At 68.2% G+C, this 12,358-nt stretch carries 6 protein-coding genes and 4 pseudogenes; 6 read left to right on the top strand and 4 right to left on the bottom strand.

Annotated elements, in window-relative coordinates; genetic code table 11:
- Nucleotides 1–107: 107 nt before the first annotated feature.
- The 3 genes and pseudogenes from OG828_RS47575 to OG828_RS47570 form a co-directional block, all read right to left on the bottom strand.
- Nucleotides 108–245, bottom strand: a pseudogene (locus OG828_RS47575) (ATP-binding protein); the annotation flags it as partial.
- Between the two features lie 240 nt (nucleotides 246–485).
- A pseudogene (locus OG828_RS49800) lies at nucleotides 486–716 on the bottom strand (Mu transposase domain-containing protein); the annotation flags it as partial.
- 436 nt (nucleotides 717–1,152) lie between these two features.
- The gene (locus OG828_RS47570; RefSeq protein ID WP_328371296.1) at nucleotides 1,153–1,320 is read right to left on the bottom strand and encodes a hypothetical protein; all 168 of its coding nucleotides are present in this window, start codon (nucleotides 1,318–1,320) and stop codon (nucleotides 1,153–1,155) included.
- Between the two features lie 597 nt (nucleotides 1,321–1,917).
- Here OG828_RS47570 and OG828_RS47560 point away from each other — a divergent pair.
- The 3 genes and pseudogenes from OG828_RS47560 to OG828_RS49795 all read left to right on the top strand — a co-directional run.
- Nucleotides 1,918–3,156, top strand: coding sequence for an IS256 family transposase (locus OG828_RS47560; protein ID WP_328500641.1), 1,239 nt, complete (start codon nucleotides 1,918–1,920; stop codon nucleotides 3,154–3,156).
- Nucleotides 3,157–3,201: 45 nt separating this feature from the next.
- Nucleotides 3,202–3,786: pseudogene (locus OG828_RS47555) on the top strand (class I SAM-dependent methyltransferase); the annotation flags it as partial.
- Nucleotides 3,787–4,581: 795 nt separating this feature from the next.
- A pseudogene (locus tag OG828_RS49795) lies at nucleotides 4,582–4,956 on the top strand (DUF6069 family protein); the annotation flags it as partial.
- A gap of 294 nt (nucleotides 4,957–5,250) precedes the next feature.
- Here OG828_RS49795 and OG828_RS47550 read toward each other — a convergent pair.
- Nucleotides 5,251–6,966 carry an MFS transporter gene (locus tag OG828_RS47550; RefSeq protein WP_328504719.1) on the bottom strand — a complete coding sequence of 572 codons (1,716 nt, stop codon included), beginning with the start codon at nucleotides 6,964–6,966 and terminating at the stop codon, nucleotides 5,251–5,253.
- A 324-nt stretch (nucleotides 6,967–7,290) separates the two neighbouring features.
- On the opposite strand from OG828_RS47550, the gene OG828_RS47545 reads away from it, so the two are divergent.
- The 3 genes from OG828_RS47545 to OG828_RS47535 all read left to right on the top strand — a co-directional run bounded on the left by OG828_RS47545 (nucleotide 7,291) and on the right by OG828_RS47535 (nucleotide 12,228).
- A complete protein-coding gene (locus OG828_RS47545) occupies nucleotides 7,291–7,848 on the top strand; it encodes an RBBP9/YdeN family alpha/beta hydrolase (protein WP_328371289.1) in 558 nt (185 codons plus the stop codon).
- A gap of 472 nt (nucleotides 7,849–8,320) precedes the next feature.
- On the top strand, nucleotides 8,321–10,165 hold the full coding sequence (locus tag OG828_RS47540) for a hypothetical protein (RefSeq protein ID WP_328504718.1): 1,845 nt from the start codon (nucleotides 8,321–8,323) through the stop codon (nucleotides 10,163–10,165).
- 5 nt (nucleotides 10,166–10,170) lie between these two features.
- The gene (locus OG828_RS47535) at nucleotides 10,171–12,228 is read left to right on the top strand and encodes a hypothetical protein (RefSeq protein ID WP_328504717.1); all 2,058 of its coding nucleotides are present in this window, start codon (nucleotides 10,171–10,173) and stop codon (nucleotides 12,226–12,228) included.
- The last annotated feature ends 130 nt before the right edge of the window (nucleotides 12,229–12,358 follow it).

Genomic DNA, 12,358 nt, shown 5'->3' with positions numbered 1-12,358 from the left:
CGTGAATGCTGACGTCGTTCGGCCGTGAAAGTTGACGGCGGTTCGTGGCCTCGGGCCGGCTGGATGTTGGTGAATTCTGACGGCAGTCCGGATGGTGTGGGGATGGCTTAGCGGGCGAGTTCGCGGCTGTGAGCGAGGCGGTAGGACTCGGTGCCGGTCTCGAGGATGTTGCCGCCGAAGGTGAGCCGGTCGACGATGGCGGCGCAGAGTTTGGGGTCGGTGAAGATCTTGCCCCAGCCGGCGAAGGGAGCGCGGGTGCCGACGGCGCCGCCGTGGGCGTTGCAGGCGGGTGTCCACCAGGCTTCGTGGATCGGGGTGAACTGGCCCGCGGCCCGGGCCTGTTCGAGGACCGTGGCGCCGGGCAGCGCGCCCGGTTTGCGCAGCAGCGCTTCGAGATAGTGATCGAGCTTGAGCCGTGATCCGCTCTTGGTCAGCTGCCGTTCGTGGTGGGCGATCTCGGTGCGGCCGTCGAACACCACGAGCTCGGAGGCGTGCAGCGGGACCCGGACCTGGCGGCCGATGAACCGGGTCGGGACCGAGTAATGGTTGGTGCGGAAGGTGATCTGGGAGAACCGGTCGACCCGTGGGGTGAACCAGCGGCCGGTCTCGAACGTCTCGACGGGCAACGGCTTCAACGACGGCCGTTCGACGGCGAACAGCTCGCCGATCGTGCGGGGACGGGTCCCGATCCGCCGGCCTCGTCGGCAAGAGCCCACTCGTCGATCAGCATGTTCAAGTGCGCCAGCGAGTCGATCTCGGGGACGAGAACGAAGGGGCTGCGCCGAAACCAGCCGATCTGGCCCTCGACGCCGCCTTTCTCGTGGGCGCCCTCGATTCCCGGCGTTCAGTAGAACGGCTCGATGCCATATTCTCCGAACCTACTGCCGAGCCTTACTCGTGGCCACGATGTCGATGGCGACTCGGAGCTGTGTCTCCGCATGCCCCAGTAGTGCGCGGGTGATTGCAATCGCCTGGATGACGCTCATGCCGCGCTCGGCCAGGAGGGCCTGGACAGCCTCCATTCCATCGCTCTCAAGGACGGGCCGGGACTCCTCGACAAGGGCGGCCCAGCGTGCGGCTTCCTCTGGACGTAGTCCAATCACGTGGTCAAACACGACTGCTTCCTTCCCGTGTTGAGCCGATGGGTTGTACTCACGTCTCGTCGGAGCTGATTGCTGCGTTCAGGCCCTTCACGGCGTCCTCGTACTGGTGGCGGTCGAAATGGAACGGACCGAATCCGGAGTAATCGCGTGTCTTGCGGTGGGGCTGTTCGAAGGAGTCCCAGGTCACGTGGTCAGGAGTCGCGGTGATGCCGGTCATCAGCGACCGGCATCCCCACTCGCCGCGTTCGCAGCCGAGCACAGCGGCGGTGCTCCTTCACTGAGCACATTCACCTTGCCACCGCAACCCCGCGAGTGACACTACTTCTCACGAACAACTTCCCAGCTAACCAGCCGGTGACATCCACAGACGGACAACTGACAACCCACAAACACCGTCAGAGCCATCCTTGCGAAAACCATTGGTGCCCGGCTTGCTCCGCTGATGGACTGACGTCCTACCGTGAGTCTGCCGCGTGACGGAGGTAGTGGTTGTGACAGGCTATGGCGTGCTTGCCGAGGTGTATGAATGGCTCATCTCGGATGCAAAGTTGCCTCCAGCCGAGTTCGCTGCGTCGTTCGACGACGTCCTCAATCTCCTGCCGTCGAACGCTCACGTCCTCGACTGCTCGTGCGGAACCGGACAGTTGGCGGTTGGCCTCGCCGGTCGTGGCATGCAGGTTGGTTGCGTCCAGGGAGATGGTGTACGGGTTCGACCTGATCCGGGGGTTTGCTCCGGCATCGGGATTGTGCCCGCATAGATGAACGGCCACCGGCTGATCTTCGAAGTGTCGAAGCCTCGAAGGAGATCAGCACGATGACCGCACCAGACAGTCTGCCCCTGCACGCCCTCGCCGAAGACAACCTCGCCGCGGCGAGTCCCGATCTGCTGCGCGCGATGGTCAAGACATTCGCCGACGCACTCATGTCCGCCGAAGCCGATGCCCTCTGCAACGCCGAATACGGGCAGGTCAGCGACGAACGCGTCAACCACCGCAACGGCTACCGCCCGCGCGAGTGGGACACCAGGGCCGGGACCGTCGAACTCGCCATTCCCAAACTGCGTCAGGGCAGTTACTTCCCGCACTGGCTCCTCGAACGCCGCCGACGGGCCGAGCAGGCTCTGATCAGCGTGGTCGCCACCGCCTACCTGCTCGGCGTCTCCACGCGCCGGGTCGAGAAGCTCGCCGAGTCCCTCGGCGTCACTCAACTGTCGAAGTCCCAGGTCAGCGCGATGGCCAAGCACCTGGACGACCAGGTTGCCGCGTTCCGCAACCGGCCCCTGGACCAAGGGCCTTACGCGTTCGTCTGGGTCGACGCGCTGACCCAGAAGGTCCGCGAGGGCGGCCGGATCATCAACGTCCACGCGCTGATCGCGGTCGGCGTCAACTCCGACGGCCACCGCGAGATCCTCGGCATCGACGTCGCCTCCAGCGAGGACGGTGCCGGCTGGCTGGCCTTCCTGCGATCCCTGGTCGCGCGCGGTCTGTCCGGCGTCCAACTGGTCGTCTCCGACGCCCATGCCGGCCTGGTCAACGCGATCGGCGCCACCCTGCCCGGCGCGAGCTGGCAGCGATGTCGTACGCACTACGCCCGCGCGCTGCTGAGCCAGGTCCCTAAGTCGGCCCAGCCGTGGGTGGCCACGCTGCTGCGGACCGTCTTCGAACAGCCCGACAGCGACGCAGTCCAGGCCCAGATGCGGCACGTCCTGGACGCTCTGGAGGCCAAGTTCCCCAAGGCCGCAGCCCACTTGGACACCGCCCAGCACGAACTCCTGGCGTTCACCGCGTTCCCGCGCGAGATCTGGCGGCAGATCTGGTCGAACAACCCGCAAGAACGCCTGAACAAGGAAATCCGGCGTCGCACCGACGTGGTCGGCATCTTCCCCGACCGCACTGCGCTGATCCGCCTGGTCGGCGCGGTCCTGGCCGAGCAGAACGACGAATGGACCGAAGCCCGCCGCTACATGGGGCGCGAACTCCTCGCCAAGGCCCGCCTCCACCCGATCGAGTCACAAACCGACGACACCGTCGTCCCGACCGAACTCACCGCCTAGCCTCAAAACGAGATCACCGAGTGGCCGTCAATACACCACTTCGGCGGACGTGACCTGCAGGTTGTCGCAACTGACGCCAGCGAGGCGATGGTTCGTCGGACTGGAGAGTTGTCTGAGGAGTTCGGGGCATCCGTCCGGGCCGTACGGGCGAACTGGGAAGAGTTGCCCGACCATTTCCAGGACAACACGTTCGACATGGTGTTCTGCGTTGGCAACTCGCTTCACCATGCCGCGGGCGCGACAGGCAGGGGTGCTGCTCTGGAGTCGATGTCACGGCTTCTGCGCCCCGGCGGGCGCTTGGTACTCACATCCCGCACTTGGGAACTCGTGAGGGCGAGAGGTTCCCGGCTGGAGATCAGTGACCGACTCGTCCGCCGGAACGGTCGCGATGCCGTCGTGGTCTACCGCTGGGAGATTGCGCCGCATTGGGAGGAGGAGCACCACATCGAGATTGCGATCGCGCAAGTTGATGCGACCGGGTTGGTTCTTGTCCGCTCGGAACTGCTGTCCTGCTGGCCCTACCGGTACGAGGAACTCGAAGTCGAGCTGCACCGGGTCGGACTCCAAACGGAACTGAGCACGTTCGATCTTGAGGCCGAGAACTACATGGTGGTCGCGAGCAAGGTATAAACACCGGACTCTCAGTCCCTGGCCGGACCGCGCGGTTGCTCGCAGGACGCTGCGCCCTCTCATCGGTGCGGGTTCAAGTGGTCAACGCAACGCCTCGGACGAGGAGTGCTCGTCGATCAGACGGCGGTAGATCCGGGGGGACGGTGTGGCGCTGTTGCAGCGTGAACGGATCCAGCTTCGACGGCCGCGCCGAAGCGGTTGTCGTGCGTGGCTGCGGCCAAGCCGAGGTCAGGGCCTTGTTGACCGTGCTCCAGGTGACGCCGTACATGCACTGCAACGCCCGGTTCGACATGCCATCGCGGGAGTCGCGCCGCAGCGTGGCGTACAACTCGGACTTCGACTGGCCAGGCGGCCCCGATGGTGACGTCAGAATTCGCGAACATCTTTCTGGGCCATCACCTGGTGCCGTCAGCTTTCACGAACAACTGACGTCACCAACTACCGACAGAACCACGCGCGTGTCGCGGTGGTCGCGGCGCAGTGGTACGACGCGTTCCGCGTCGTCACCCGCGGGCGGGTGCAACTGGCGCTGCGCGACGGCGAGCTGGGGCCGGTCTCGGACGCGACGCCGGGTTCTGGCTCCCCGGGACCGGCGTCCGCGCCCTGCGAAGCCCCGGCCGTCGCATGGCGAGGGTGCGCGTCGTCACCCTCAGGGCCAAGACTGTCACATGCCAGTCAACCCCCGTATGCCCGTTGCCGAATGGGGGAGGAACGACGCGAGCGGCATGATGACACCGGGGTCGTCGCGGGCCGGCATCCGGCCGGAGCAGCCACACTCACCAACTCCGCGGGCTCGCCGGCACCGGCTTCATCGGCACGCTCGCGGCGGTGGTGGCCACCACCTTCACAGCGGCGCTTGCCCAGGCCGTTGGCGTGTCGGCTTCGAGGCCCCCGACGGTGGCGAGCGTTCCCGCTGTCCGGGTTCGCCGTGGTGACCGGCTTCTTCTCGGTCATGGGCATCGTCATTGCCGTCGCTCTTCTTCGTTGGAGCGCCCGCCCGCCGAGCGATTCGCGTGGACAGCGATGTCGCTGCCCGCGATCTCGCTGGTCCCGCCCCTACCCTCCGGGGCAAACAGCGCCGCCACCACCTCCCTCCTCGGGCTGCACCTCGTCCCTGCGACGGTGATGATCCCCACCCTGGCGCGGAGCCTCCGCACCCGGGCCGATTGACGATGTGAAGCGGTCCACCGCCGAGCACCTGGCCTGGCTGATGGCAGAACGACAGATGGTGGATGGTGGACACCGATTGATCTCGGGAGGGCTACGACTTCGCCGGAGCGCCCGTCGTTGACCAGCGCCGAAGCGGCCTTCGACTGATCATGTGCTCCACCAAGGATGCACGTGACCATGACGAAGGCCGTAAGGGTGAGTCTGCTCGCCTTGAGCAGGGGTCGTCGGGGGGAAGGACCTCACGAGACGGTGGACGTGATCAGCAAGCGCGGCGTCGAGTTCCGCCAGGCGCCGCTACGGATTCGTACGCGTGAGCTCGGGCTCCTTCTCCACGGGGGCCGACGGCATGCCCCCTTCCCCGGGCTCGGAACCACTCTCCGCCGCTGCGCCCGCAGTTCGGCCCTTGCCCGGAAGCAGGAGGGCCACGGTCACGGCGCCCACGCCCAGGATCGCCGCGCCTACCAGGCTGGTGTGAGCTACCGCGTCCGCGAAGGACGAGCCGACCGCGTCTGCCATCTGGTGGGCGCCGTTGGCGAGTTGGTCGGCCTGCTCCTGGAGTTGTGCTGCCTGCTGCGGGTCGGTCGCCCGCGCGGCCTGCTCGGCGAGCTGTCGTGCCTGGTCGCCGATTCCCTGGGCGACCCCGTACCCGGCGGCGACCGAGTCCTGTGCCTGGCTCAGCGCGTCGGCCGGGAGCTTGCTGCCCGCGGTCGCGTCCGACAGGCCCGACGAGTACGAGGTCGACAGCAGCGAACCGAGGATGGCGATGCCGATCGCCCCGCCCAGTTCCTGCGAGGTGTCGTTGACCGCGCTGCCCACCCCCAGCTCCTCCTCCGGGAACGTGCCCATGATCGCGTCCGTGCAGGGGGCGAGCGCCAGGCCCATCGCGAGCCCGAGCGTGATGAGGGGCGCCACGAAATCGCCGTACGACGACGACTTGTCGATCTGGGTGAGCAGCGCGAGTGCCGCGGTGCCGCCGACCATGCCTGCGACGATCACCGCCCTCCTGCCGAAGCGCGGGGTGAGGTAGCCGGTCAGTACGGAGCCTGCGAAGACCGCGGCGGCGAGCGGCAGCATGCGCATGCCGGTCTCCAACGCGTCGTAGGCCAGGACGAACTGGAGGTGCTGGGTCACGAAGTAGAAAGCGCCGAAGACCACGAGGAGGAACAGCACGACGGCGATGTTGGCACCCGTGAACGCGCGGTTCGCGAAATGACGCAGGTTGAGGAGGGGGTGCGGGTGGTGCAGCTCCCAGAGGACGAACGCCACGAGCCCCACGACCGCGACGACCGTGCCCGTGACCGCCTTGGCGCCCCAGCCGTGCGGGGCTTCGATGAGCGTGAAGACCAGCGCGGCGATCCACACCACCGACAGCAGTCCGCCGACGTAGTCGATCCGTGGCGCCTGCGTGGCCTTGGACGGCGGTACGAGGACGAAGGCGCCGACGATGGCGAGGGCGATCACGGGAACGTTGATCAGGAAGGTGGACTGCCAGCTGAACCTCTCCAGCAGCATGCCCGCGAACAGCGGTCCGGCGGCGATGGCGATCCCGGCGGTGCCCGCCCACAAGGTGATCGCCTTGGTCCGCTCGGCGCGCGGAAAGGTCGCGGCGACGAGGGAGAGCGTGGCGGGCATGATGAGCGCCGCGCCGACACCCATCACGGCACGGGCCGCGATGACCCCCGCCGCGCTGTCGACGAGTGAACCCCCTATGGCTCCGCCGCCGAACAGGACGAGCCCCAGAACGAGCGCGCCGCGTCGGCTGTACTTGTCGCCCACCGCGGCGAACAGCAGCATCAGGGCGGCGTACGGGACGGTGTAGCCGTCGATGACCCACTGCAGGTCCGTGCTGGACAAGCCGAGGTCCTGAGTCATCGAGGGAGCCGCGACCGTGAGGGCGGTGTTGGCCATCACGATCATCAGCAGGCTCAGACAGAGCACGAGCAGCGCCCACCAGCGCCGGGCGTAGGGCCCGTTCATTCTCTCGACCGGTTCGTTCATGAACACACGCATGGAGGGCGGTCCTTTCGTGAAGGGGATCCGTGCAGTCCCCCGAGGGCAGGGGTGGGTGCACGGAACGAAGGGGAGGCAGCGAGCTTCCGTTCGACAGACTTTATCAGTCGACAAAGTCGAAAGATCTAGTCAGGGATCACAAGACTGGTGTGAGGTGGGTCGCACGGCGGCGGTGGTTGCGTCCCTGTGCCGGCAGGTTGTCTGCCCTCGGGCGGGTTCCGTCCTGCAGAAGGACTCGGCCGGTGACCGATGAGTCTGCGGCGCACTCGCGGTCTACCTGCGAAGAGGCAACCGCCCCGGGACAACGACACTGGAAACGACGCCATGAGGGAGACCGAGGGTCCTGTGCAGCGAAACGTCATCATCTTCCATGGAACGGGCGCGAACCCGGAGGTCTGCTGGTATCCGTGGCTGGGCCGACGACTGGCCGAGCGCGGGTACGCCGTCGAGATACCGCATTACCCCGACCTGAACCAAGAGCCCATTGCCACGTTCCTGCCAAAGGTGCTGGCCAACCATGTCTTCGACGAGCGCACGGTGTTGGTCGGTCACTCGGGAGGCGCCGCGCTGCTGCTCGCGGTCCTTGAGCACATCGACGTGACGGTGTCCCAGGGCGTCCTCGTAGCCGGGTATTCCACACAGCCCAACGCCCGAGACGAACCCGTCCTGCAGACCAGCTATGACTGGGCGGCGATCAAGGCCCATGTTCGCGACCTGTACTTCATCAATTCCCGCCACGACCCGTACGGCTGCGACGACAGGCAGGGGCGCGCATTGTTCGAGCGGCTGGGAGGCACGCAGATCGTCCGCGATGACGGGCACTTCGGCGACTACGACCAGCCGTATGAGACCTTCGAGTTGCTCGACAGACTCATCGGCTGATCGTGACGGCCTCCAACAACGCCGCCGACGCCCGCCCGGCGATCGGCGGTGAGCGGCGCAGTGGACCCTTCCCCGGTACTCGGGACCCCTCCCGACCCCTGTGCGGCATGGTGGCGTGTCGTATCCCGGTGGTGAAGGGTGAGTTGATGGCGGAGGAGAGCGGGAGATCACGGACGGCGGGGAGTCGTTGTTCCTGGAGATCCTCGCCATTCCGGCTCTCCGCGACGACCCCCTCCCCCGGTGCCTCGTCTCCGAGTCGATCAGGCCCGACTGATGACCCCCGAGCAGTTCAAGGATGTCGTCGCGGTCCTGGAGAACCCCCTGTTGGGCGAGGCGTCGCGGGCGACGCTGACGCTGCGTCGGACGTACCTGGAGCACCGATTCGGCGGCGGCATCGGGATCGGTGACGCCCGCGGCGGGGTGGCCGCGGGGAGACACGAAAACGAACTGGCCGCTGACAGGGGTGGAGAAGATGCTCAGTGCCGACGAGATCGCCCGCCTGGCCGAGCGGGCCGGTCTCCGGCGCGACGACGGCTCCCGCGGGTGGCGCGCGCGGCGCGCCTGGCGGCGGCTGGTGAGCGCGTGCGCGGCCGGGGATGCGGCGGCCCAGGTGGCCGTACAGACAATGGAGTTGACGGACACGGACGTGTTGGGGCTGCTGGCGGCGGCACCGGCCGAGCCCGCCGCCCGCGCCGCCTACCTCGTCCTGATCGGCCAGGGTGCGCAGCACCAGGCCCTCGATCCCGACGGCTCCCTGCTGACCCTGGCCTACCGGGCGGCTGTTCCCGAGGTGCGTGAGCGGCTGCGGGCGTACCTGGCCGCCGAAGGCGGCACCGAGGTGATCCGGGTGGTGGTCACCGGCGAACAGCGCGACCGGCTCGCCGAGATGTCGTACGACGAGCTCGACCACCTCGGCCACCACCTGGCCGAGCGCCGAAGCTGGGACGAGCTGCGCCGCCTCGTCCTCGACCTTCCCCTGGCCAAGGCCTCCGCGGCAGCCCGGCTGCTGCCCGCCGGGGAGCGCGGAGCGGGGGCGGCGGAGGTTCTCTCGGATCCGTCCGTGCCGTCGCCGGGACAGCTCCGGGCCTTGGCCGAACGCTTGCCGCGGCGGCGCTTGATCCGGCATGACTTCGTCGGCTCGTACCAGGGCGCGTCGTTCTCGCCGGACGCCTCTGAACTGGCCTTGCAATACTCCCGGCCCACACCGTGGTCCACGGATGTCCACGCTGAGATCCTCCGGATAGGGACTGGAAAAGTCACGCGCCATTTCACCCGGCACATAGTGACTGGACCGGTGGGCGGCAATTCGATCCTGCACCTCGGAGACGAGATCCTCGTCAGGGAGAAGACAAGCAAGCATCTTCGACAGATCATCCGGATCTTCCCCGAGCGCGAGACCGTCGGCCCGCCGGCCCCCGTATCCGTCATGCGAAGGTCGAGCGGCGGCGCGGTCATGCTCTGTCCCGAAGGGTTCGCCTTCGCCGACCGCCATGCCCAGGATCTGAGGTATCTGACGATGCCGCAGTTCGGCGAGAACGGAGCGTACGGCCGGCTCAGCCACGAGGGCGTCTTCGGGGGTCTCACCACACTGCCCACAGCCCGGCTCGTCGCGTTCTGCACGAGGGAGCATGCCTTCGTGGCAGACGAGGACGGCGACCTGCTGCGCGCGATGACGATGCCCCGGGAATCCGTCCGGTTCGACCCCGCGCTCTCCTTCTTTTCCCCCGACTCACTGGCGGTGCACCACAAAGCTGCGAGGCCCGAGCATCCGGTGACCCACGTCTGGGAGTTCAGGCCGGACGGCACCCTGCGTGACACCGCCAGGCATTGGGGCCCGATCCGGAATGGGTTCCTCCCGCACGGGTGGCGCAGCAGTCTCGTCCTCGACGACGCCTTCGCCGAACGCATCCATGCCGTCGACGGATCCTGGGTCGACAACGGCGCGCACTGGCTGCAGCTCGACGCCAAAACCGCCTCCGGGCGAGCACGGCGCGCTCTCATCGCCTTGTCACCGGGACAGGACATGTACGTCACGGAGGTCAGCCGCGGCAGGCAGGCCGTCGAAGTGCACAGCCCCCACCTCTCCTCCGCTCGCGAACTCCTGGAGCGGCCCCTGCTGCACGCCACTCCCTCGGACCTCCATCTGATCCGGGAATTGCGGAGCAAGATCGGCGCCCCCGACGTACGGGCGGCTCTCGGCCTGCTCTCGGCCTGTCTCACCGACCGCTTCGGCGGCGACATCGCCCTTGGCGCCACGGGCTCGAGCCCCTTCGGCGGCCCGCACGACATCGCCCTCGGCGAGGACGGGAATCGGTGAGCCCGATGCGCACACGCACCGCCGCGCGGCTGCTGAGGCTGCCCCTGCGCCATGGCCCCCTGCGGAGGCGAGCCCTCGACACCGTGTGGCAGGCCTGGCTCGGCGCACCTGATCCGGCGCTGTGGACCCTGCTGGAGAGGCGCGGATGCGCGGCGAGCGGAGCCGAGCCCTCGGCGCACGCCCTCAGCCGGCTCGCGCTCGGCGACGAGGACGTGGCACTCGGCCCGGAACTGCTGGTCAAGACCGCCACCCGCTTCGACCACCCGATCGGTGAGCGGGCCCGTGCCCACCTGATCGCGTTGAACGATGCCGAGGCCGTCGGCCTGTTGTGCCGTACGGCACTCACCTCACCCGAGGCCACGGCCTTCTGCGTCACGCACCACCTGGCTCCCGCCGACGAAGTGGAACGCGCCGCCTTCTTCCTGCGGACCGGGCAGCACGAGCAGTACAGGGCGCTGGACCCCGACGGGGCCCTGCTGGCGCTCGGCTACCGCGGCGCGTCGTCCGAGGAGCGCAGGGCCCTGCTGGAGACGGTGACGGAGACGGGTGACATCGCTCTGCTGCGTGTGCTGGCGGGCCGGCACTCCGGCCCCGGCGGCTTCGCCTCGCTCGGCGAAACGGAACGCAGGCGGCTGCTGGAGCAGTTCGCGGCCCGTCGTGACTGGGACCACTGGTGGCAGCTGGTCCAGCTGATGCCACTGCTCGACGCCGTGCGGGCGGTCCAGGATGCCGGCGCGGCCTGGCGACCGACGGGCGACGACGACCTGAGGGTGTTCGAGGCGTTGCGGGGCGCCGAAGCCGCTGCCTTGGAGGCGTGGACGCGTGACGGTCTCGGTGACGGGTCGTCGCGACTTGTTCCGGCCCGCATCACCATGCCCGGCCTCGGCGAGCCGGTCACCATCGTCCACGACATGGATTTCGCACCGGACGGCACCCAACTCGCCGTCGCCGGACGCGTGGGCGACCGCGGACTCGCCGGGATCATCGACCTCGGCAGCGGGCAGTTGTCGCAGCGGTATCCCGACGCCGCGCGCCCGCTGGACCAGGTGGCGCACCTGGGAGCCGACACCATCATCGCAGTCGACGCGGAAGAGCCCGGCGACATGCACCATCCCAAGCGGATCCACCGCTTCGCCCCGGACGGCGTACGCCCACTCGGCTTCGCGGCCACCCGGATCAAGAGCCTGCAACGCGTCACCGGCGAGGGCGCCTTCCTCGTCTCCTTCGGACAGATCGACGGGTTCCGCTGGCAGGCGAGCGTGTCCATGGGCGACCGTGACGGCTCCCTCGCCGACAGCGGAATCCTCGACGGACTGCCCGACGTCGTCCCACAGATCATCACCGTGGGTCCCGGCGGTCATCGGATCGCCATGGTGAACACCGACACCGCCGTGGTAGCCGACCGTGAGGGAACCGTCGTGAACGTTCTGGACAACGGGCCCAGGAGCACTCGCCCGAGGCCGCTCGCCGCCATGTCGGACACGGTCCTCATCCGCGCCGACGACCTGCGCGGCACCCTGGACATGTGGCACGAACCGCTCGTGTCCACCCGGGCACCGGTGTCGAGAACCGTCTGGTCGTCCACGACGTCCCTGTACGGCCTCGCATGGTCACCCGCGCTGAACCGGTTCGTGGCGATCGGGAGGCCCGACCTGTCGCTGTTCTTGTGGATCCTCGACATACCCGAAACCCGCGACAGCCCCCTGCCCGACGACCTCGTGGCCCGTCAGGTCGGCCTCACCGGCCACCCGGGCAGCGTGCGACTGTCGCCGAAGGGTGACGTCCTGGCCTCGCTGGACTCCGTAAGCCTGACCCCGACCGTCGAGCTCTACTACCTGCCCCTCCTCGCCCTGCGGCCACGCGTCGTACGGCCCATGGGCCTGATGAGTCTCCAGGATCTGTCCGACGTGACCGCAGCGCTGGAGAGCCCCGCCCTGGACCACACATCCCGGCCGATTCTCCGCGCGCTGCACAGCTGCCTGGAACACCGATTCCGGCACGACGTGGGGATCGGGCAGACAACGGACGCGGGGGACTTCGAGATCGAGCTGGGCGAGGTGTGAGGACAATGGTGCTCAGCACGGAAGACGCAGCCCGGCTGGTACGTCAGGCCGCGCGGCGGCGGGCGAACGGTGCCCGCGGACTGTGGACCCGGAGGGCGTGGCGGCGGCTGGTGCGGAGGTGCGCCGCGGG

This window comes from Streptomyces sp. NBC_00457 (assembly GCF_036014015.1).
GTDB lineage: Bacteria > Actinomycetota > Actinomycetes > Streptomycetales > Streptomycetaceae > Streptomyces.
Note: the sequence above shows the minus strand (reverse complement) of the source record. Positions and strands in the feature narration are given on the sequence as shown.

Bases quoted from the DNA above. Each gene is read 5' to 3' on its own strand.
- OG828_RS47570 (WP_328371296.1), bottom strand. From the start codon at position 1,320: ATGACCGGCATCACCGCGACTCCTGACCACGTGACCTGGGACTCCTTC.
- OG828_RS47560 (WP_328500641.1), top strand. From the start codon at position 1,918: ATGACCGCACCAGACAGTCTGCCCCTGCACGCCCTCGCCGAAGACAAC.
- OG828_RS47550 (WP_328504719.1), bottom strand. From the start codon at position 6,966: ATGCGTGTGTTCATGAACGAACCGGTCGAGAGAATGAACGGGCCCTAC.
- OG828_RS47545 (WP_328371289.1), top strand. From the start codon at position 7,291: ATGAGGGAGACCGAGGGTCCTGTGCAGCGAAACGTCATCATCTTCCAT.
- OG828_RS47540 (WP_328504718.1), top strand. From the start codon at position 8,321: ATGCTCAGTGCCGACGAGATCGCCCGCCTGGCCGAGCGGGCCGGTCTC.
- OG828_RS47535 (WP_328504717.1), top strand. From the start codon at position 10,171: ATGCGCACACGCACCGCCGCGCGGCTGCTGAGGCTGCCCCTGCGCCAT.